The sequence below is a fragment of the Roseibium sp. MMSF_3412 genome, from assembly GCF_030733265.1.
Taxonomy (GTDB): domain Bacteria; phylum Pseudomonadota; class Alphaproteobacteria; order Rhizobiales; family Stappiaceae; genus Roseibium.
The window spans coordinates 391,104-411,410 of record NZ_JASHJI010000004.1 but is presented as its reverse complement, the minus strand read 5'-3'; the positions used below and the strand labels follow the sequence as shown (position 1 = coordinate 411,410).

Genomic DNA, 20,307 nt, shown 5'->3' with positions numbered 1-20,307 from the left:
GCACATGAAGTGACCCACAGTACCGTCAATCAGGCTAACTGCTCTCAGAATGACTTTCTGGTGGAACGGAATTCCCCTCCACTTTGTGGGGAGGGGTTAGGGGTGGGGGATGCGATCCGGCGTACAAGCACTCCAACTCTGACATGCTCTCAAAACCCGCGAGCAAGGCATGTAGCCGGTCTGCTTCCGATCTGTTACCTGGCGACAAAATCTTCGAACCCGCGTCGAGTTTCAGTTGGAGACTGTGGTCTTGCTCGTTGCTTCCGCCCAGGTCTGGTAGTCCAGTTCCGCCGCCTCAATCGCCTTGCCGTTCACAAGCCGCCGCAAAAACGCGATGCTGACGGCCCGTGACCTGCTGTTGTAGATCGCGGCCCCGTCCGGATCGCGGTCGGTATCCTGGTCAAGCCCGAGTTTCTCGTAGAGCGCTTGCAGCCGGCTTTGCACGCTGCGCAGCGAGATGCCGCGCCGACGTGAAATCGTCCTGTCCGTCAGTCCGAGCGCAATGTCGATCAGCACCTCGTATTCGGCGTCGGTCAGGCCCTGCAGCCGATCGTCGGCGCGTTGCTGAACGCCGCGCACGGTCCTGTCGATGATGCACTGTTCTTCGATAAAGACACCTTGAAGGGCCAGTTTCAGACGGTCTTCGGAGGCGGATTTGAGAATATAGCCGTAAGAGGCACCCGGTGGAACGATCCGGGATATTCCCCGGACATAAGCCTCGTCTGCATAGTTGGACCAGAACAGGATGCGTGTTTCAGGCTCCTGCCGCCAGATCGCACGCGCTGCCTCGACCCCGGTCCTGTTCGGCATCTGCAGATCCATCACGATCGCGTCCGGCCGGTGCTTGGCGGCAAGGGCGATGCCTTCGTCTCCGTTCTGTGCTTCGGTCAGTTCCGTGACGTCGGGCAGTTCCCGTTCCACGACCTCACGCAGAAACGAGCGGTGCAGGACGTCGTCTTCAACTATCAAGATACGCATTGGTTCGAGTTTGTTCTGTCAAGGGGATTGCGGGTGGATCTCCGAGCGGGAGCGTGACGCGGACGCGGGTTCCCGACAGGAGTGCACAGGGCTCGATTTCGAACTGTGCCGAAATCAGCGTCGCGCGGGTGCGCATGTTTTCAATGCCGCCTGAATGGCCGTTCTCCTCATGCGCAAGGCCGCATCCGTCATCGGATATGGAGAGGCTCAACACGCCGTCCGACTGCGCCAGCACGACGTGGATCCGGGTTGCCTCGGCATGCTTTATCGCGTTGTTGACCGCCTCCTGCGCGATCCGGAAGAGAGCGATCTGGTAGGTTTCCTCAAGGTCGTTGCCTGCCCCTTCGGTCTCGTCGGAAAACGCGACCGAGATCGGTCTGGCCTGGGAGGCGACCGCCCGTTCGATCAGGGCTTCGATACCCTGTTCGAAACCGAAGAGTTTGAGAACGCTTGGCCGCGCATCTTCAATGATGCTTCTGAGTTCCTGCAGGCATCCTTCCAGCCGGTCCGTGAGCGTCGTCAGTGTCTCGCCCGGTATTTTCGGGGCCTGCCTGAGCCGGCGCAATTCGTGGCTGAGCCGCGTCAGGTCCGCAAGGGTCTGGTCGTGAAGATCCATGCCGATCCGCTGCCGTTCCAGTTCGAGCGCTTCCGTCAGGCGCAGCGCTCCGGCTCGAAGGCCTTCCGCGTGTGCATGGATTTCCGCCTGCCGGATGGCGGCCTTGCGGGCGCGCTCCCCCTGGTTCAGGGCATGGATGTAAGAGGACAGCAGGTCCGCGACATATTGGGCGATCGTCACGTGACTGTCTTCGTAGACGCCGCGGGCGTGACAGGAATAGGACAGCGCGCCGATCACCTTGCCTTCCACCTGCAGCGGCACGTGCAGACGGCTGCGCAGGCGGGCATCGAAGATCGGGTCGCTGAACGCCCCGTCAAAATGGAACCGCTCGTCCAGCTGCGCATCGGCGGTCAGAATGAAATCTTCCTCGCCGCGCAAAATGCTGCGGATCGGACTGACGGAGATCGGCACAGGTTCGGGCGCGTCGCCCCAGCCGGTATGAAGACGGGCCTCGTAGGCGACATGCATGTCGCGTTCCCCGGTGAGGATGCAGACGTCGATATGATCGTGCGGCAGAAAGTAACCGACCTCTTCAGATACCTTCTGGATCAGCGACTGAAAATCCAGTTGTCCGGCCACTGCCCGTGAGATCAGCAGAAACCGCTGCAGCATGGCCTCGGTGCTAATGGCGTTTGCTCCGGTATGTGTTTTGTCTTCGCTCAAGGATACCGGTCTCCGGGGGGTCTCTCCTGCGTCATTTCCGCTGTGTCGCCGTCGAAACCATCAGTCAGGCCTGCGGGTTCCCGCAAGAGGTTTGTCGAAACTACAGCATACAACGTGCGGACGGCATGGAAAGCTTCGTCAACAACAAGGCAATTGCCGCCGGATCAGGAAATGGCAACCGGCGGAAAAGGGAGACAGCGTCCATTGCATGATGGGGTCGAAATAGCGTGTGAACGCATGCGGGATCTTGTAATTCCGATCTGCGGCCTGGAGCGCCTGTTCGAAAACTGCCTGTGGGCGGAAGGACCTGCCTATTTTGCCGCGACGGACTGCGTCATCTGGTCCGACATTCCCAACAACAGAATTCTGCAATGGGTCGAGGGACTGGGAACACGGCCCCTCACAACGTCATCCAACCACGCCAACGGCAATACGATCGACCGCGAAGGCCGGCTGGTCAGCTGCGAGCATCAGACGCGCGCAGTGACCCGCCGCGAACACGACGGGTCCCGGACCGTGCTGGCAACGCATTCCGGCGGCAGGAGACTGAACTCGCCGAATGATGTCGTGGTGAAATCCGACGGTTCGATCTGGTTCACCGATCCGACCTACGGCATCCTGACGGACTATGAAGGCGAGCGCGCCGAGCCTGAGCAGGACGGCTGCTATGTCTATCGGCTTGATCCGGAAACGGCTGAAGTCGAGCCTGTCATCAAGACCATGGAGAAACCGAACGGCCTGGCTTTTTCGATTGATGAAAAACGGCTCTACGTTTCCGATACCGGCGTCTCGCATCTCGCCGGCGGCCCGCATCATATCAAGGCCTTCGAACTCGGTTCCTCCGGCCGGCCGGAAAGCGAGAGCGTCTTCGCCGAAATTTCACCCGGAGTGCCGGATGGGTTCAGGTTGGACGAGTTCGGCAACATCTGGACCAGCTCGGGCAATGGCGTTCAGGTGTTCGCGCCGGACGGATCCTATCTCGGGCGCATTGTCGTTCCCGAAGCGGTCGCCAACGTGACATTCGGCGGCGCGAAGAACAATCGACTGTTCATCACTGCAACGACGTCCCTCTACGCGATTTATGTCGGCGTTCGCGGGGCAACCAGGAGGAAATCTTTCTGACTAACCGGAATTAAGGACTGATGATTGGGAGGAAATCATGAGAATACGTCAATCGATACTTCTTGCGACCACCGCTTTGGCCCTGACGGTCGCGGCCGTGCAGCCATCTGTTGCTGACACGTCCGACAAGCGGATCGCGCTTTCGAACAACTACGCCGGCAACAGCTGGCGCCAGGCCATGCTCAAGTCCTGGGGAAAGAATGCCGAGCAGGCAGTCAGTGCCGGCACGGTTGCCGCTGGTGACGCCTTCACCACCGCCGAAAACCAGGCAACGGAACAGGCGGCCCAGATCCAGAACCTGATCCTTCAGGGCTATGACGCGATCGTCGTCAATGCAGCTTCACCAACGGCGCTGAACGGTGCGGTGAAGGAAGCCTGTGATGCCGGTATTGTCGTCGTCTCGTTCGATGGCGTCGTTACCGAACCCTGCGCCTGGCGCATCGCGGTCGACTTCAAGAAAATGGGTGAGATCCAGGTCGACTACCTGTCCGGCCGGTTGCCGGATGGCGGCGAGCTTCTCGAAATCCGCGGCCTTGCCGGTGTCTTCGTCGATGACGAGATCCACTCAGGCATCGAGGCAGGTGTTGCCAACCACGACAAGTTCAACGTGGCCGGTTCCGTTCACGGTGAATGGACGCAGACAGTCGCCCAGAAAGCGGTAGCCGGTATTCTGCCGAGCATGCCGGAGATCGTTGCTGTCGTGACACAGGGCGGCGACGGCTATGGCGCCGCTCAGGCCTTTTCCGCTGCCGGCAGGCCGACACCGATCATCATCATGGGCAACCGCCATGACGAGCTGACCTGGTGGAAGGAACAGAAAGATGCCAACGGCTATGAAACCATGTCCGTTTCCATCGCGCCGGGTGTCTCGACGCTGGCCTTTTGGGTTGCGCAGCAGATCCTGGACGGACAGGATGTTCCCAAGGAACTGATCGTGCCTTTCCTGCAGATCGACCAGGCGGACCTTGAAGAAGGTCTGGCCAACACCGAGCCGGGCGGCGTTTCCAACGTCGAATACTCGCTCGATGACGCCAAGGCCTACCTGGAAAGCGTGAAGTAAGGCGTGCCGGTACCGTCCGTTCGATTTCCGGAGGAGCAATGACGACGGAAACTGTGAGCCCTCTGATTTCCCTCACGGGAATTCAGAAGGTCTTCGGGGCGGTACAGGCCCTGAGCGGTGTGGATCTGAACATCCACACCGGCGAGTGTCTCGGGCTTGTCGGCCACAACGGCGCCGGCAAGTCCACCTTGATGAATATTCTGGCCGGGACCCTGGAGGCGAGCGGCGGCAGCCTGTCGATTGCCGGCAGGGATCTCGGCCAGGGGTATGCCGTGCAGGATGCAGGCCGGCTCGGCATCCGCTGCGTGTTTCAGGAAGGGTCGCTCTGCCCCAACCTTTCGGTTGCCGAGAACACGCGCATCATTCACCCGGTGCTCAAGGGGTTCGGCTGGAGACCTCGCGCGGCCGCCGTGATCATGGAACAGCTCGATCTGATCTTTCCCGGACATGGCGTGAGCGCTTTCGATATTGTCGGAGACCTGTCGATTTCCAAACGCCAGATGGTCGAGATCGCGCGCGCTTTCACGGTCACCGATACCGGGATCCGGCTTGTCATTCTGGATGAGCCGACATCCTCGCTCGATGCGCGTGTTGCCGAACAGCTCCTGGATTATGTCGGCCGGGTCGCGGGTGAAGGGATCAGCGTGATTCTCATTTCTCATCTTCTGGGTGAAATCCTTCAGGTATCGAACAAGATTGCCGTCATGAAGGACGGCCGCGTGGTCGCTTTCAGGGATGCCTCCGGCTTCGATCGTAGCAGCCTGGTCGAAGCAATGGGGAGCACCGTGGTTGCAGGCGTTGCCCCGCGCCGGGATGCCGAACACCGGAAAACTGTCAGTGAGGAACGCATCCACATGCGCCCGCCCGAGCAGCCGGATGATCAGAGCGTAAGGGCGCAGGCCGGGGAAGTCGTCGGGTTCGCCGGATTGGCCGGCCAGGGTCAGACCGAAGCACTGCTTCAGATTTTCGACGGTCACGGCGTTCTGCCCTCCGGGGCGCAAGATGCGGGGTGCTGTTTTATTGCCGGAGACAGGCAGGTTGACGGCGTTCTGCCGCTCTGGTCGATCCGCAAGAACATCGGCATCTCGTCGCTGAAACGATTGCTTTTGGGCATGCTGATCCAGAACGGCAAGGAACGGGAGCTCGCCGATGCCTGGAAGGAACGGATCGGCATTCGCGCGCCGGACGTCGAAGCGCCGATCCTGTCGCTCTCGGGCGGCAATCAGCAGAAGGTTCTGTTTGCACGGGCGCTTGGCTCTGCGGCGGATATTGTCCTGATGGACGATCCGATGCGCGGTGTCGATATCGGGACCAAGAACGAGGTCTATGCCATCATCCGCCAGGAAGCCTCTCAAGGCCGCACTTTCCTCTGGTACACGACGGAAATGGAGGAACTCGATTATTGCGACCGGGTCTACGTGTTCCGCGACGGGGTCATCAGTGAGACCTTGAGCGGCAGCGACATCACCGAGGAGAACGTTCTCAAGGCCTCGTTCAAACAGGTAAGCGGGGCGGCATGAGCGGACTGGGATTTTTTGCTTCGGCCCGTTTCTGGCGGGGAGCGCTGCCGGCGCTGTCGCTGACCTTCGTCCTTCTCGGCGTATTCTGGCTTCAGCCGCGCGCCATGAGCTATTTCGGACTGAACCTCCTGTTCAATCTGGCCGTACCGATCGCGCTCGCGACGATCGCCCAGATGTTCGTGATCGCGGTCAATGACCTTGATCTGTCCATCGGCAGTTTCGTTTCGCTGGTTGCGTGCATCGGCGCGACCTGGCTGAACGAGACGCCGCTTCTGGGCATTGCCGCCCTGCTTGGATGTATTGCTGTCTATGCGGCCATCGGTGCGCTGATCTATATCAGGCAGCTGCCGAGCATCGTTGTTACGCTTGGCATGTCCTTTGTCTGGTCCGGATGCGCGGTTCTGCTTTTGCCGACACCTGGCGGCAGTGCTCCGGACTGGATCCGGTCGCTGGTCACCCTGAAACCGCCCTATGTTCCGATGCCGCTTGTCGCCGCCGTGGTCCTGGCGCTGGTCGTTCATTTTGCCCTTATGCGCACGTCCTGGGGCGTCCTCATGCGCGGTGTCGGCGGCAACGAAAAGGCGATCACGCGTGCGGGCTGGTCCGTGCTCAAGCTCAAGATGACCATGTATGCGCTGACGGCGGTCTTCGGCATTCTCGCGGGCCTGACGCTTGTCGGACTGGCAACCTCGGCGGATGCCAACATTGCGCTTCGCTACACCCTGCTTTCCATTGCCGGGGTCATCCTCGGCGGCGGGGAATTTGTCGGCGGCCGCATTTCTCCGGTCGGCGCGGTGCTTGGCGCGATGACGCTGACCCTGACCGCGTCGTTTCTGTCCTTCCTGCGGATTTCACCGGATTGGCAGATCGGGGCGCAGGGGGCGGTCCTGATCATCGTTCTGGCGCTCAGGGCCATCGTCAACCGGCTGGAGGCGCGCAAATGAAACAGCTTGAAATGTTCATGCGCCAACACCCGTGGAGCTGGTCCTTCCTGGCTGCGTTCCTGACCTGGGCCGTCACGGCTGCTTACATCAGCGGCACCGGAGGACTGGCACTGGCATCGACGGCGCTCTCCTTCTCGACCTTTTTCGTGATGGTCGGTATCGGGCAGATGTTCGTGATCACGCTCGGACCCGGCAATGTCGACCTTTCTATCCCGTCAACGATCACCTTGTCGGCGGTCGTGTCGATGATGGTGATGGACGGCACCAACGCGATGATCCTGCCCGGGATTCTGGCAGCCGTCGGAGTCGGCGTTCTGGTCGGCCTTTTCAACTACGGTCTGATCCGGGTTCTCACAATCCCGCCGATCATTGCCACCATGTCATCGAGCTTCCTGGTGCAGTCGAGCGCGATCGCATTGGGACGGGGCGTCAAGATCAAGCCTCCCGCCGCACTGGAATGGATATCGACGGCAAAAATGCTGGGCGTGCCCGTTCTTTCGCTCCTCGTGATCGCCTTTGCAATCGTCATGGCCGTGCTTTTGAACCGGACGGTCTACGGACGCTCTGTGACAGCCTTTGGCCAGAACACCCGCGCCGCCCGGCTTGCCGGTGTTCCGATCGAACGCATCCGCTATCTGACCTATACGCTGTCCGCCGTCCTTGCAGCCGTGTGCGGCGTCTTCCTGGCCGGGTTCTCCGGCGGCTCGTCCCTCAACATGGGCGAGGAATACCTGCTTGCCTCGATCGCAGTCGTGGTGATTGGCGGATCGTCCATTGCCGGCGGCAATTCCAACGTCCCCGGGATTTTCGGATCGGCGCTGTTCCTGTTCCTGCTCGTTGCGATGCTGAACACGTTCGGCGCGGCCGCCGGCCTGCGGCTGATCCTCACAGGGCTGATCATCGTCGGCGTCGTCACCTTTGCGGGCGGGCGCAAGGAAAGCCGCTAGCCGGAGCCGTACCAGGCAAGGAAAGGCCGGAGCCCCTGCAGGGGTTTCCGGCCGGATTTCCGTCGATTCAGGTGGGTCAGAGCCCGAGCATCTTGCGGATCTGTTCCTGATCGGTGTTGCCCCCGGCAAAGTCGTCGAATGCCTTGTCGGTGACCTCGATGATGTGGCTCTCGATGAAGGGAGCACCTTCGGCCGCGCCTTGTTCGGGCGACTTCAGGCAGCATTCCCATTCAAGAACGGCCCAGCTGTCATAACCATACTGGGCGAGCTTTGAGAAGATACCCGAAAAGTCCACCTGGCCGTCGCCAAGAGAGCGGAAACGTCCGGCGCGGTTCACCCAGCCCTGGTATCCGGAATAAACGCCCTGACGCCCGTCCGGATTGAACTCGGCATCCTTCACGTGATAGGCGCAGATCCGTTCGTGATAGATGTCGATGAAGGCCAGGTAGTCCAGCTGTTGCAGCAGGAAGTGGGACGGATCGTAATTGATCTGGCAGCGCGCGTGACCGTTCAGCGCCTCCAGGAACATCTCGAACGTGATCCCGTCGAAAACATCTTCGCCCGGATGGATCTCGTAGCCGACATCGACACCGTTGTCCTCGTAGACATCCAGGATCGGTTTCCAGCGCCGCGCAAGCTCGGCAAAGGCTTCCTCGATCAGGCCGGCCGGGCGCTGCGGCCAGGGATAGAGGTAAGGAAACGCCAGTGAGCCGGTAAAGCTGACGGAGGCGTCGAGACCCAGACTGCGGCTGGCGACCGCCGCCTTCTTCATCTGATCGACCGCCCATGCCTGGCGTCCCGCCGGATTGCCGTGAAGATGCGCCGGGGCAAAGCCGTCAAAAGCAAGGTCGTAGGCCGGATGAACAGCGACCAGCTGGCCCTGCAGGTGGGTCGACAATTCGGTGATCTCGACGCCCGCGTCGGCGCAGATACCCTTGATTTCGTCGCAATAGGTCTGGCTTTCGGCCGCCCTGTCGAGATCGAAAAGCCGGCTGTCGAATGTCGGTATCTGGATACCCTTGTACCCGAGGTCCGCTGCCCATTTGGCAATGGCGGGCAGAGAGTTGAAGGGCGTTGCGTCACCGCCGAATTGCGCCAGGAAAATTGCGGGGCCCTTGATCAGTCCTGCCATTCTTGTCCTCCCAGTTGGTCTTGAACAGGCAGCGTTTCTTCGCTGTCAGGTTCCTTCAGGTGCATATGTGAAGCGTTCGAATTCCGCCGTCCTGCCTCCGCCGGTAATGTCAAACGCGAGCATGCCCACGAATGCGCCGGTAAAGGATGCATGTTCGCCACGGCCACCTTCGTCCGAAATGATGCTCGCATCAAGCTCCGGACCGGCGGGCCGCCAGTCGCCCTCCTGGCGCCAGTAGAACTGTTGACGCGCGCCATCGATATCAACGGCAAGATCAACGGGACCATCTTCGATCGGGACAAACTCTGCCGGGAAGGTCATGCGTCCATCGGGCCAGTCGCCGGGACAGGACATCAGCATCAGGCAGCGGCCCAGTTCTTCGCTCCGGCTGACGGCAAGCAGGTGAAACTTGTGCCTGTTGTAATAGGTCGTCAGTCCGGCGGCCTGCTGATAGGTGTCCGGTTCGAATGATGTCAGCGTGGTCTCCGCACGGTAGCGGTGGTGTTCCTGTCTTCGCGCAACAAGTGCCTGCTCATTCCAGCTGCCGATGCTTTCCCGCCCGATGAGACGCAGGGTCGTTCCGGTCAGCGAGAACAAGCGCTCGGGGTAGGGTGTCCTGAGCCACTGGAATTCCTCCGGCAGGATGGTGCCGTTGAAAACCCGTTCCAGTTTCTGGGGCGGCCGCAGCGTCGCGTTGCCGGGACCGGTGACCTCGACCTGAGGCAGCGGGCCGTCATCTGCAAGGAATAACCAGTCGTCCTTCCAGACACATTTTTGCAATCCCGTCTCGCGGCCCATGGGCGAGAAGCGTCCGGGCAAGGGACGCGAGCAAAGATGTGTGTGATAGGTCTGGCCATCGGGCGTCTCGACGATCTGGCCGTGTCCGGCTCGTTGCAGCGGCCAGTCCGGGGCATCCTTTGCGGTGATCACATGCGTGTCGGGATGCAGCTCGTAAGGGCCATCGATCGTGCGGGACCTTGCCATGGTGACCGCGTGATTGTATCCGGTGCCGCCTTCTGCAACGGTGAGATAATACCAGCCATTGCGCTTGAAGAGGTGCGGCCCTTCCGTCAGACCGAGAGAGCTGCCGGAGAAGATCTTTTTCGGTTGTCCGATCAGCCCGTCTTTTTCGGACCATTCCTGCAGCAGGATACCGTCAAAGGCGGAGGATTTCGGCTTGCCCCCGACCGAACTGGAGATGTGGTTCCACTGGAGGACCAGGTACCACCTCCGGCCATCGTCATCGTGAAACAGGGACGGGTCGAACCCGTGCGAGGACAGATAGATCGGATCGCTCCAGGGCCCGTCGATGGACGCGGATGTCACGACATAGTTGTGCGCATCCTTGAAATTGCCATCCAGCCGTTTGACATCGGTATAGACCAGCCAGAACCATCCGTCCGCATGACTCAGGCAGGGTGCCCAGATACCGCCGCTGTCCGGGTTGCCGCGCATGTCGAGCTGCTTTGCCCGGTTCAAAGGCCGGCCTGCCAGTTTCCAGTTCACCAGATCCTTCGACTTGTGGATCTGGACGCCCGGATACCATTCGAATGTCGAGGTGGCGATGAAATAGTCATTGCCCACGCGGCAGATCGAAGGGTCCGGATTGAACCCTGGCAGGATCGGATTCGTAATCATTTGCGCGACGGTCCCGGACGCTCGGAGGAGGCCGCCCAAAGATTGACATTCGCGTCGACAGTCGTCTCTTCGATCTCCTGTAACTCTGCTTCGGTGAATGCCATGTTGTTGACCACCGCCGCACAGTCGACCACCTGTTCGGGACGGCTTGCACCGATAAGGGCCGTGGTGACGCGCCCGTTGCGCAGGACCCACGCGAGCGCCATCTGGGCGAGTGTCTGCCCGCGCCGTTCTGCAATCGCGTTGAGCGCACGGATCGCGGTGAGCGTTTCCTCGCTCAGAAACTCGTTCCGGAGCGACTTGCCCTGTGTTGCCCTGCTGCCTTCCGGAATGCCCTTGAGATACTTGTTCGTCAGCATGCCCTGCGCCAGCGGCGTGAACGCGATGGAGCCGATACCGAGATCGTCTAGCGTGTCGAGAAGACCGTCCTCTTCGACCCAACGGTTGATCATCGAGTAGCTTGGCTGATGGATCAGGCAAGGTGTGCCGAGATCCTTCAGGATCGCGGCCGCTTCCCGGGTCCGTTTGGAGTTGTAGGACGAGATGCCGACATAGAGCGCCCGCCCGGACCGGACGATGTGGTCAAGCGCCATCATGGTCTCTTCCAGCGGCGTGTCCGGATCGAAGCGGTGCGAATAGAAGATGTCGACATAGTCGAGCCCCATCCGCTTCAGGGATTGATCGCAGGAGGCGATCAGGTATTTCCGGCTGCCCCATTCCCCATAGGGACCCGGCCACATTCCGTAGCCAGCCTTGGACGAGATGATCAGTTCGTCGCGATAAGGCGCGAAGTCCGTTTTCAGGATATCGCCGAAGGCTTCTTCCGCCGACCCCGGTGGCGGGCCGTAATTGTTGGCAAGGTCAAAGTGTGTGATGCCCTGATCGAAGGCGGTGCGCGCAATGTCGCGTTTCCTTGTATGGGCCGTGTCGCCTCCGAAATTGTGCCAGAGTCCGAGCGAGATCACCGGCAGTTTCAGGCCGGATCTCCCGCAGCGGCGGTATTCCATGGTGTCATAACGTGCTTGCGATGCTTGCCAGGTCATGAAGGTTCCTATTACGCCAAGAGATCTTGCGCCGCCTTGGGTCCAAGAGCCTCGGGCCGGTCGCATGTGGTGAGAATATCCTTGTACTCACCTGTCGCGCCGGAAGCGAGAATAGATGTCATCACATCCACGACATGCAGCGAAAACTCCAGCGAACACCGGTGTGGCCGGTTCTGAAGAATGGCAAGCGCCATGTCCGCAAGACCCGCTGCCCGGTAGTTGGCGTGCGATCCGTCATTGGCGACGGAGAACGGATGTTTCCAGTCTTCGGACACCGTCACGAAACTGTCCCTGGCGGTCATGCGGATTTCCCCGCCGAAAAAGTTCGGGTCCGGAACGTGCAATGTGCCGTCGCGGCCGTAGAGCTCCATGTTGGAATGGCCGTGTTGCCAGACATCCCAGCTGGCACAATAGGTCACCTGTGCTCCGGATTGGAACTGCATGACGGCGTGGATTGTCGTCGGGGTCTCGACCTTGATCTTTTCGCCGTGACGCGGCTGAGAGGTGATCGTGCGGTATTCCGAGCCGGAGGAACTCATGGCCGTGACGCGTTTCACCGGACCCAGCAGCTGAACAAGGTTTGAAATGTAATAGGGGCCGAGATCCAGGATCGGACCGCCACCCGGCTTGAAGAAGAAGTCCGGGTTCGGATGCCACATTTCCATGCCCGGGCTCTGCACGAAGCAGGTTCCCGACGTGACGGCGCCAACGGCACCGCTGTCAACCAGATGCCTGGCCAGCTGGTGTGCGCCGCCCAGGAAAGTGTCGGGCGCGGAGCCCACGCGCAGCCCTTTTTCCGTGGCCAGCTTCTGAAGGGTCTGACCTTCGTCGACGCTCAATACGAACGGTTTTTCCGAGTAGACGTGTTTCCCGGCCTTCAAAATGTTGCCGGAGACCTCGTAATGTGCGGCAGGCACGGTCAGGTTGACGATGATGTCGATGTCGCTGGCTGACAGGAGACCGTCCACGGTTTCAGCCCTGAGGTTGAACTCTTCTGCGCGCGCCTTTGCCGCGTCCTCGCTGAGGTCGGCACAGGCACGTATTTCGATCCCCTTGAAGAGGGGGGCCAGACGCATATAGGCAGCGGAGATGTTTCCGCATCCCAGGATGCCGATACCAAGCTTGTCTGTCATGTCTGATCCTTAGAATTTCCGGAATGCTTCGATCGAACGGCTTGCGAAACGCTCGACGTCGGACGGGTTGTCGTGTTCCATCACGAAAAGGTCGACGCCGGCTTTGCGCAGGGCAGCCGTGAGGCCCGGCCAGTCCATGACGCCATGGCCGACATCGGCCCAGCCGTCCTCGTCGGTGCATGCGCCTTCCGGTGCAATGTCCTTGACATGGGCGGTCGTGATGCGGTCCGCATATCGGTCGATCCAGGTGAGCGGGTCCTGGCCGCCGCGGACGATCCAGGCAATATCGGCTTCCCATTCGATCGATGGTGCGCTTTCGAGCAGGATGTCCATCGGTAGCCGCCCGTCGGTGCAGGCAATAAATTCGAAATCGTGGTTGTGCCAGCCGAAGCGAAGCCCGGCATCGCGCAGTTTCTTGCCGATAGTCTCCAGGTTCTGACCGACGCTGACCCACGCGTCCGCATTTGTGACACGCTGCTCCGGCGGAAGCGCCGGACAGAACAAGCGCTCCATGCCGAGTGTCTTCGCCGTTTCAATGACGCGGCCGAGATCGTCGGTAAACTGCTCCAGCGGGAAGAAATGCCCGGACGGCATTGCCAGTCCGTTCTTGTCGAGCAGGTCCTTGAACGCGGCAGCATCTTCATAATTGCCGCCGAAGCCTTCCACTTGCGTGTAGCCGAGGCCGGAAAGATTTTCGAGCACCTTGTCCCACGGCGTGAAGTTGCGTGCGGAGTAGAGTTGAAAAGAAACGTCCATGACGGGTGTCCTGAAGGTTGGAGAGTTTTTTTTAAAGTCTGTTTTCGGATGTCTTGTCGAAGAGATTGGCGCGTTCGGGGTCAAAGCCGATCGCAATGCTGTCGCCGTCGCGCACGCTTGCCTGTCCGTCCATGCGAACCCAGAGCGAGCGGCCGTCGGCCGAAACCCGCGCCAGCGTGTCCGATCCGAGCGGTTCGACCAGTTCGATCCGTCCGTCCAGGCGGATTTTGGATGTTTCCGCTTCCTGGCCGGTGCTCATGTGTTCCGGACGGATCCCGAACCATGCGGGTCCCTGGACCGGGGTCGCATCCTGAAAGCTGTAGCCTTCAAGCGGAAACGCCTGATCGCCTGAGGAAAAGCGCAGCCCGTCTCCGGCGATGATCTCGCCATCGAAGAAGTTCATGGTGGGGGAACCGATGAACTCGGCGACATATTTGTTCGCCGGCCGGTTATAAATCTCGTTCGGCGTTGCCAGCTGAAGGATCTGGCCGCCGCGCATGATCGCGATGCGGTCGGCGAGCGTCATGGCTTCGATCTGGTCGTGGGTGACGTAGATCATCGTGTTGCTCAGCTTCTGATGGAGCTGCTTGATCTCGACCCTGAGGTCGGCCCGCAGCTTTGCATCGAGATTGGAAAGCGGTTCGTCGAACAGGAACACATCGGCATCGCGCACCAGCGCCCGGCCGATCGCCGCACGCTGCCGCTGTCCGCCGGAAAGAGCGGCAGGCTTGCGCTTCAGCAACGGTTCGATCTGGAGGATCTTCGCGGCGCGGTTCACCCGTTCCTCGATCTCCGCCTTGGGCAGGCCTGCATTCTTGAGGCCGAAGCTGAGATTGCCGGCAACGGTCATCTGCGGGTAAAGCGCATAGCTCTGGAACACCATGCCGATGCCCCGTTGCGACGGCTCTTCCCAGGTGACATTGCGGCCGCCAATGAAGATCTGGCCGTCCGAAACATCCAGAAGCCCGGCGATGCAGTTGAGCAAGGTGGACTTGCCGCAGCCCGAAGACCCGAGCAGCACGAGGAACTCGCCGCGCCCGACATCGAGATTGAGATCCTTCAGAACGTCCAGGGCGCCGAAGCTGAGCGCCAGGTTCTTGATGGAGATGCTGAGATTGTTTTCCATGGAACGCCTCTTCAGCCTTTCACGGCGCCAGCGGCAATGCCGCGGACAAAGAGTTTGCCGGAGATGAAATAGATGGTGAGCGGAACAAGTCCGGTCAGGATCGTCGCCGCCATGTTGACGTTGTATTCCTTCACGCCCTGCGTGGAGTTGACGATGTTGTTGAGCTGAACCGTCATCGGATAGAGATCCGGCTTGGTGTAGATGACACCGAACAGGAAGTCGTTCCAGATGCCGGTCACCTGCAGGATCATTGCGACGACGAAGATCGGCAGGCTCATGGGCACCATGATCCGGAAATAGATGCCCCAGAAACCGGCACCGTCGACGCGGGCCGCCTTGAAAAGTTCCTGCGGCACCGACGCGAAGTAGTTCCGGAACAGGAGCGTGAGGATCGGCATGCCGAAAATCGTGTGCACGATCACGAGGCCCGTCAGGCTGCCGTAGAGACCGATTTCACGCAGCATGATCACGATCGGATAGATCATCACCTGATAGGGAATGAAGGCACCCACAATCAGGATTGTAAAGAAGGTTTCCGAGCCCTTGAAGCGCCAGTTCGCAAGCGCATAGCCGTTGACGGATGCGATCGCGATGGACAGGAGGACGGAGGGGATCAGGATCCTGACGGAATTGAAGAACCCGCGGGACAGCCCGTCGCAATTGAGACCCGTGCAGGCTTCGGCCCACGCCTTCACCCAGGGCTGGAACGTGATTTCCACGGGGGGTGAGAAAATGTTCCCAAGACGGATTTCCGGCATGCCTTTCAGCGACGTGACGATCATCACGTAAAGCGGCAGCAGGTAGTAGAGCGACACGATGATCAGCGTGCCGTAGATCATGATGTTGCGGCGGGACAGAGCCTTGCGCGGTTTGCGTCCGCGCGGTCCGGTCATCTCCGGCCGAGCGGATGCGAGCTGGATTTCGGCGGCGGTTCTGGTGACGTTACCCACGGCGTTTCCCTCCGAATTCGAGATAGGCCCAAGGCACGACGATAATGATCACGGAGAGCAGCATCATCGTAGATGCGGCAAAGCCCTGCCCGAGGTTCTGCGACAGGAACATGGCGTCATAGACATATTTCGCGGGGACTTCGGAAGCGATCCCCGGACCGCCCCCGGTCTGGGCGACGACGAGATCGTAGACCTTGATGATGCCCGATGCGATCAGCACGATGGCCGTGATGAAGATGCCGCGCATCATCGGAATGACGATGAAGACATAGGTCTTCCACATCGGGATGCCGTCGATCTTGGCCGCCTTCCAGATGTCCTCGTCAATTCCGCGCAGGCCGGCCAGCATGAGGCACATGATCAGGCCCGTTCCCTGCCACAGGCCGGCAATGAGAATGCCGTAGATGACAATCTCCGGATCGTAGAGCGGATCGAAGGAAAAGGAGTCCCAGCCGAGATTGCGCACCACTTGCTGTACGCCGAAGTCCGGATTGAGGATCCATTGCCAGGCCAGCCCGGTAACGATGAAGCTGAGCGCGAACGGATAGAGCAGGATCGTGCGGAACGTGTCTTCGAAGCGGATCTTCTGGTCCAGAAGCGCCGCCAGGACAAAACCGATCAATAGCGAGAACACCAGCGAAAACGCACCATAGATCGCAAGATTCTCGATGGAGATCAGCCACTTGCTGCTATTCCACAAGCGTTCGTATTGGGCGAAGCCGACGAATTTCTCCTTCGGCAGAAGTTTCGAGCTGGTGAAAGAGTAGAGAACCGTCCAGGCGGTTCCCCCGATGAAGACAACGAGCGCGGTTGTTATCATCGGGATCGCGGCCACTTTGGCACTCAGGTTCTTGTGCCATCTTGTCGGGCCGGTTGCTGCAGCCATGGCGTTGTGTCCTTGTCGAAGAGATCATCCGGCGCGCACCAGGGAGTCCCTGCGCGCAAGTCTGCGCGCAGGGCTGGAGGACGCCGCCCGGTCGAGCGTTGACGACGACTGTCCGGGTGGCGGAGGCCTGCCGGATCAGTCGGCGCTGCTGATGATGGACGCGAACTGTTTCTGCGCGTCCTCAGCCGACATGCCCGGATTGTTGAAGAACTCGACGAACAGGTCGTTGACCTGGGTCAGACTGTCTGCCGAAAGCAGCTGGTCCGGTGCCTGGATGATGTTGCCGCCGGCCAGGATGTCGAGACCCTTGCGCATGCAGTCATTGGCCGCATTGAGGTCCACATCGCCGCGCACCGGCAGCGATCCCTTTTTCAGGTTGAACGCAACCTGCGTTTCGGGAGAGATCATCACCTTGGCAAGTTCACCCTGCGCTGCCGTTACGTCGGCATCGTCGACCTTGGGGAAATAGAACGCATCCCCGCCAGTCATGATGACTTCGTTGACACCGAGGCCCGGCAGACAGGTGTAGTCCTTGCCGGCCACCTGCTCGGCGACGGCAAACTCGCCCTGAGCCCAGTCGCCCATGATCTGACCGGCGGCCTTGCCGGTGATGACCATGTTGGTGGCATCATTCCAGTTCTGGACATTGGAGTTTTTCGCCATGTCGCGGGCCTTGTCAGCCGCTGCGAACACTTTTGCCATCTCCGGACCGCCGGCGAGGTCTGCGTCTTTGCCTCCGAACACGGCTGTGTAGGCCTCGGGGCCGGCGAGAGCGACGAGGAGAACCTGGAATGCCAGCGTTGTCTGCCAGGGCTGTTGTCCCATCGCCAGCGGCACGATACCGGCTTCCTCGAGTTTCGGCGCGGCCGCGACGTATTCGTCCCAGTTTGTCGGGACAGCAAGTCCGGCGTTTTCAAACACGGAATTGTTCAGCCAGAGCCACTGCTGGGAGTGGATATTGACCGGAACGCAATAGATCTTGCCGTCGAGCGTGCAGCTGTCCAGCAGGCTGGAAGGGCGGACAATCTCGGCCCAGTTGCCTTCCGAGGCAATGTCGCTCAAGTCGCGCATCAGACCGGCTTCGACCAGTTCTTCCGCCTGGCGGCCATGGTTGAACTGGGTTGCCCCCATCGGGTCGCCGCCTGTGATACGGCTGATCATGATCGGCCGGGCGGTGCCGCCCGAACCGGCGATTGCACCGTCAACCCATTTGTTGCCGGTCGCATCGAATGCCTTGGCAAACTCGGCAACGGCAGCAGCCTCGCCGCCGGATGTCCACCAATGCGTGACTTCAAGATCTGTCGCGTGAGCGGCAGTGGCCGCACAAAGGGCCGTGGATGCGGCAAAGATTACGCGTAGTGCTTTCATGTTCTCCTCCCACCGAACCGGAAATTGTTCGATTGATCTCTGAATGTGGCTTCCGCCTCATTTTGTAATCGATTACATTTTGGTGTATCATTCTCATGTAATCGATTACATTTATAATTCTAGGGAAACGGTCTGATGTCAACCCGGAATGTGCGCAAAGACAAAACAAACGGTCCGGGCAAGTCGGTTCTGCAGAAAAACGTCCGTATTCGCGACGTTGCCGGGGTCGCGGGCGTGTCGACCGCGACCGTGAGCCGTGCGTTGAGCAATCCGGAACTCCTGACCGAGGCCACACGTGATAGCGTCTTCGCGGCCATCCGTGCAACGGGCTATCGCGTGAACAAGGCTGCGCGCACGCTCAGGACGCGCCAGGCGGGCGCGATCCTTGTTCTTGTTCCAAATCTTGGCAATCCGTTTTTTTCGCAGATCCTGGCCGGCATCAACCAGCGGCTCGGCGAAAACGACATGTCCGTCCTGATTGCAGATACCCAGAACCTCGTCACGGCGGGTGAATTCCTGGTGGACCATTTTTTGAATTCGCAGATCGATGGTGTCATCTGTCTGGACGGGTCGCTGCCTGACTCGGAACTTGAGCAATTCCGAACAAACGGTGTTGCCGACAAGATCGTGTTTGCCTGCGAATGGGTTCACAGTGCGGGTCTGCCGTCGGTAAGAAGCGACAATATCGAAGGCGCGCGCCTGGCGGTTCGGCACCTTTATGAACTCGGACACCGGAAGATCGCGCATGTGACCGGGCCGGGTGACAATGTCCTGACCCATGCGCGGCGGCAGGGCATGCTGGAGGAGCGTGCCCGCCTTGAACTCCCGGTCCGCGACGAATGGATCGTGCGTGGAGATTTTTCGCTTGAATCGGGTCGCAGCGCCGCGCTGAAAATTCTGGATCTCGCTGAACGGCCGACCGCTGTGTTCTGTGCGTCCGACCAGGTGGCATTCGGCCTCATGTCGACCCTCGAAGCGCGCGGATTGAACGTCCCTGAAGATATGTCGGTCGTTGGTTTCGACGATATCGAACTGTCCGACTTTTACGTTCCGGCCCTGACCACGATCCGTCAGGATCGGCGGGCACTGGGCACAAAGGCGGCCTCACTGCTGCTGGAATGCATTGATCCGAAGACAACGGCACGCGCCGACCGACTGAAGCCGGTCGTGGTCGGTGTTGACCTTGTCGTCCGCGAGAGCACGGCACCGCCGACAGAGGTGCCGGCCGGTTCGCCTGAATGATCACCACAGGTTGTTGAAGCAGTCTCTCAACGGTTCCTTCAGCCCGGATTTCGGCCCGTTCTGCGATTTTCCCGCATTTCCGGTAGGTTTCATCGCCGGTTGTATTTGCGGTTTCAGACGAAAACTGTGGCGCGCCGGCTTTGTCTGGAATCTTTCCAAATTGTCCTTGATTGCAGATTGCAAAGGTGACTAGGAAAATATTACCCAAGGTAAAATAGTTCACATTGTAAAGTTGTATTCAAGTTGTATTGGCCTTCGTATTTATTGCATTCATTAAATCTGACAACATGCCAATTGTAAAAATTATCGGTACTTTAGCTCTTAATTAACTTGGCGAGCGCATCTTGATTGCCAAAATTAATGTGGGTGGCCTGAATGAGAAGATCAGTTTTTGGCTTGGCAGTGTCGCTGGGCATGATGTTTTTCCACACCGGTGGTGCCGCGGCGGATGCTGGCCTGAATGTTGTCGGCACGGGTGATGGACTGGAAATGCTGCGTGAGATCGGCGAGGGTTTCGCGGGGCAGCATCCGGAAATCGAACTCTCCATTCCGCCGAGTATCGGATCCGGCGGCGGTATCGCCGCGGTCAGTTCCGGGGCGGAGCGGCTCGGACGCGTTGCAAGGCCTTTGAAGGAAAGCGAAGTCGGCTCCGGCCTGATCTACATACCGATCGCGAAAATCCCGAGTGCCGTCTTCACGCACCCGTCCTCGGGAGTCTCTGCGCTTTCGAGCGCGGATCTGGTGAAACTCTATTCGGGTGAGATTACGAACTGGTCGGAACTTGGCGGCGCTGATCTGCGCGTCAAGCTCGTCAGGCGCGAAGATGCCGACAGCACGCTTCAGGTGCTGCGCGGGTCGATGCCCGGCTGGAAGGATCTGAAGTTTTCGGCCCGTTCAAAGACGGCGGTGACAACGCAGGACGCGATCAACACCGCGATGAACGTGGAAGGTGCGATCGCGTTCGGACCGTACTCGCGGCCGTTGGAATCCGGTCTTTCGGTTCTCAAGGTCGACGGCCACCATCCAACCGATGACAGCTATCCAAGCGCTGTGACGCTGGCCCTGATCTACAAGGACGGGACTATGGATGACGAAATGGAAGCCTTTGTCGACTTCAGCCGGTCGGAAAAGGCACATGCATTGATAAAGAACTACGGCGGCGTTCCTGTAACCAATTGATGCG

General features: G+C 59.9%; 18 protein-coding genes. 7 read left to right on the top strand and 11 right to left on the bottom strand.

The features are described 5' to 3' along the window. Positions 1 to 231 precede the first annotated feature (231 nt). Complete coding sequence (locus tag RBB49_RS10730) at positions 232 to 978, bottom strand: response regulator transcription factor (protein ID WP_306142755.1); 747 nt, start codon at positions 976 to 978, stop codon at positions 232 to 234. Next, positions 959 to 2,257, bottom strand: a complete 1,299-nt coding sequence (locus tag RBB49_RS10725) for a GAF domain-containing sensor histidine kinase (protein ID WP_306142754.1) — start codon at positions 2,255 to 2,257, stop codon at positions 959 to 961. Before RBB49_RS10725 ends, RBB49_RS10730 begins: the two co-directional genes overlap by 20 nt. Positions 2,258 to 2,494: 237 nt before the next feature. Here RBB49_RS10725 and RBB49_RS10720 point away from each other — a divergent pair, with 237 nt between their 5' ends. The 5 genes from RBB49_RS10720 to RBB49_RS10700 are packed head-to-tail and all read left to right on the top strand — an operon-like array spanning position 2,495 to position 7,850. Continuing rightward, a complete protein-coding gene (locus tag RBB49_RS10720; protein WP_306142753.1) occupies positions 2,495 to 3,379 on the top strand; it encodes an SMP-30/gluconolactonase/LRE family protein in 885 nt (294 codons plus the stop codon). Positions 3,380 to 3,416: 37 nt separating this feature from the next. Further along, positions 3,417 to 4,439: an ABC transporter substrate-binding protein gene (locus RBB49_RS10715; protein ID WP_306142752.1), complete on the top strand. Its 1,023-nt coding sequence runs from the start codon at positions 3,417 to 3,419 to the stop codon at positions 4,437 to 4,439. A gap of 38 nt (positions 4,440 to 4,477) precedes the next feature. Next, positions 4,478 to 5,959 carry a sugar ABC transporter ATP-binding protein gene (locus tag RBB49_RS10710; protein ID WP_306142751.1) on the top strand — a complete coding sequence of 494 codons (1,482 nt, stop codon included), beginning with the start codon at positions 4,478 to 4,480 and terminating at the stop codon, positions 5,957 to 5,959. Next, complete coding sequence (locus RBB49_RS10705; RefSeq protein WP_306142750.1) at positions 5,956 to 6,903, top strand: ABC transporter permease; 948 nt, start codon at positions 5,956 to 5,958, stop codon at positions 6,901 to 6,903. The genes RBB49_RS10710 and RBB49_RS10705 overlap by 4 nt, the downstream gene beginning before the upstream one ends. Then, entirely contained in the window at positions 6,900 to 7,850 is a 951-nt protein-coding gene (locus RBB49_RS10700) for an ABC transporter permease (protein WP_306142749.1), read from the top strand. The genes RBB49_RS10705 and RBB49_RS10700 overlap by 4 nt, the downstream gene beginning before the upstream one ends. A gap of 76 nt (positions 7,851 to 7,926) precedes the next feature. Here the strand turns inward: RBB49_RS10700 and RBB49_RS10695 are convergent, their stop codons facing one another. From RBB49_RS10695 to RBB49_RS10655, 9 genes are all read right to left on the bottom strand, one after another. Next, a complete protein-coding gene (locus RBB49_RS10695) occupies positions 7,927 to 8,982 on the bottom strand; it encodes a sugar phosphate isomerase/epimerase (RefSeq protein WP_306142748.1) in 1,056 nt (351 codons plus the stop codon). A 45-nt stretch (positions 8,983 to 9,027) separates the two neighbouring features. Continuing rightward, positions 9,028 to 10,620 (bottom strand): glycoside hydrolase family 43 protein, encoded by a 1,593-nt coding sequence (locus tag RBB49_RS10690; RefSeq protein WP_306142747.1) that lies wholly within the window; start codon positions 10,618 to 10,620, stop codon positions 9,028 to 9,030. Next, positions 10,617 to 11,663: an L-glyceraldehyde 3-phosphate reductase gene (mgrA, locus tag RBB49_RS10685; RefSeq protein ID WP_306142746.1), complete on the bottom strand. Its 1,047-nt coding sequence runs from the start codon at positions 11,661 to 11,663 to the stop codon at positions 10,617 to 10,619. The genes RBB49_RS10690 and mgrA overlap by 4 nt, the downstream gene beginning before the upstream one ends. 11 nt (positions 11,664 to 11,674) lie before the next feature. Further along, on the bottom strand, positions 11,675 to 12,796 hold the full coding sequence (locus tag RBB49_RS10680; protein ID WP_306142745.1) for a Gfo/Idh/MocA family protein: 1,122 nt from the start codon (positions 12,794 to 12,796) through the stop codon (positions 11,675 to 11,677). 9 nt (positions 12,797 to 12,805) lie between these two features. Then, on the bottom strand, positions 12,806 to 13,552 hold the full coding sequence (locus RBB49_RS10675; protein ID WP_306142744.1) for a sugar phosphate isomerase/epimerase: 747 nt from the start codon (positions 13,550 to 13,552) through the stop codon (positions 12,806 to 12,808). Positions 13,553 to 13,583: 31 nt separating this feature from the next. Continuing rightward, the gene (locus RBB49_RS10670; RefSeq protein ID WP_306142743.1) at positions 13,584 to 14,678 is read right to left on the bottom strand and encodes an ABC transporter ATP-binding protein; all 1,095 of its coding nucleotides are present in this window, start codon (positions 14,676 to 14,678) and stop codon (positions 13,584 to 13,586) included. A gap of 11 nt (positions 14,679 to 14,689) precedes the next feature. After that, positions 14,690 to 15,571 carry a carbohydrate ABC transporter permease gene (locus RBB49_RS10665; protein ID WP_306142785.1) on the bottom strand — a complete coding sequence of 294 codons (882 nt, stop codon included), beginning with the start codon at positions 15,569 to 15,571 and terminating at the stop codon, positions 14,690 to 14,692. Between the two features lie 49 nt (positions 15,572 to 15,620). Next, on the bottom strand, positions 15,621 to 16,514 hold the full coding sequence (locus RBB49_RS10660) for a carbohydrate ABC transporter permease (protein WP_306142742.1): 894 nt from the start codon (positions 16,512 to 16,514) through the stop codon (positions 15,621 to 15,623). Positions 16,515 to 16,649: 135 nt separating this feature from the next. After that, positions 16,650 to 17,882 carry an ABC transporter substrate-binding protein gene (locus RBB49_RS10655; RefSeq protein WP_306142741.1) on the bottom strand — a complete coding sequence of 411 codons (1,233 nt, stop codon included), beginning with the start codon at positions 17,880 to 17,882 and terminating at the stop codon, positions 16,650 to 16,652. Between the two features lie 135 nt (positions 17,883 to 18,017). Between RBB49_RS10655 and RBB49_RS10650 the strand changes: the two genes are divergently transcribed. Both RBB49_RS10650 and RBB49_RS10645 read left to right on the top strand, forming a co-directional pair. Further along, positions 18,018 to 19,124, top strand: a complete 1,107-nt coding sequence (locus tag RBB49_RS10650) for a LacI family DNA-binding transcriptional regulator (RefSeq protein WP_306142740.1) — start codon at positions 18,018 to 18,020, stop codon at positions 19,122 to 19,124. Positions 19,125 to 19,499: 375 nt separating this feature from the next. Continuing rightward, positions 19,500 to 20,303, top strand: coding sequence for a PstS family phosphate ABC transporter substrate-binding protein (locus RBB49_RS10645; RefSeq protein WP_306142739.1), 804 nt, complete (start codon positions 19,500 to 19,502; stop codon positions 20,301 to 20,303). Positions 20,304 to 20,307 lie beyond the last annotated feature (4 nt).

Bases quoted from the DNA above. Each gene is read 5' to 3' on its own strand.
- RBB49_RS10730 (WP_306142755.1), bottom strand. From the start codon at position 978: ATGCGTATCTTGATAGTTGAAGACGACGTCCTGCACCGCTCGTTTCTG.
- RBB49_RS10720 (WP_306142753.1), top strand. From the start codon at position 2,495: ATGCGGGATCTTGTAATTCCGATCTGCGGCCTGGAGCGCCTGTTCGAA.
- RBB49_RS10715 (WP_306142752.1), top strand. From the start codon at position 3,417: ATGAGAATACGTCAATCGATACTTCTTGCGACCACCGCTTTGGCCCTG.
- RBB49_RS10710 (WP_306142751.1), top strand. From the start codon at position 4,478: ATGACGACGGAAACTGTGAGCCCTCTGATTTCCCTCACGGGAATTCAG.
- RBB49_RS10705 (WP_306142750.1), top strand. From the start codon at position 5,956: ATGAGCGGACTGGGATTTTTTGCTTCGGCCCGTTTCTGGCGGGGAGCG.
- RBB49_RS10700 (WP_306142749.1), top strand. From the start codon at position 6,900: ATGAAACAGCTTGAAATGTTCATGCGCCAACACCCGTGGAGCTGGTCC.
- RBB49_RS10695 (WP_306142748.1), bottom strand. From the start codon at position 8,982: ATGGCAGGACTGATCAAGGGCCCCGCAATTTTCCTGGCGCAATTCGGC.
- RBB49_RS10690 (WP_306142747.1), bottom strand. From the start codon at position 10,620: ATGATTACGAATCCGATCCTGCCAGGGTTCAATCCGGACCCTTCGATC.
- mgrA (WP_306142746.1), bottom strand. From the start codon at position 11,663: ATGACCTGGCAAGCATCGCAAGCACGTTATGACACCATGGAATACCGC.
- RBB49_RS10680 (WP_306142745.1), bottom strand. From the start codon at position 12,796: ATGACAGACAAGCTTGGTATCGGCATCCTGGGATGCGGAAACATCTCC.
- RBB49_RS10675 (WP_306142744.1), bottom strand. From the start codon at position 13,552: ATGGACGTTTCTTTTCAACTCTACTCCGCACGCAACTTCACGCCGTGG.
- RBB49_RS10670 (WP_306142743.1), bottom strand. From the start codon at position 14,678: ATGGAAAACAATCTCAGCATCTCCATCAAGAACCTGGCGCTCAGCTTC.
- RBB49_RS10665 (WP_306142785.1), bottom strand. From the start codon at position 15,571: ATGACCGGACCGCGCGGACGCAAACCGCGCAAGGCTCTGTCCCGCCGC.
- RBB49_RS10660 (WP_306142742.1), bottom strand. From the start codon at position 16,514: ATGGCTGCAGCAACCGGCCCGACAAGATGGCACAAGAACCTGAGTGCC.
- RBB49_RS10655 (WP_306142741.1), bottom strand. From the start codon at position 17,882: ATGAAAGCACTACGCGTAATCTTTGCCGCATCCACGGCCCTTTGTGCG.
- RBB49_RS10650 (WP_306142740.1), top strand. From the start codon at position 18,018: ATGTCAACCCGGAATGTGCGCAAAGACAAAACAAACGGTCCGGGCAAG.
- RBB49_RS10645 (WP_306142739.1), top strand. From the start codon at position 19,500: ATGAGAAGATCAGTTTTTGGCTTGGCAGTGTCGCTGGGCATGATGTTT.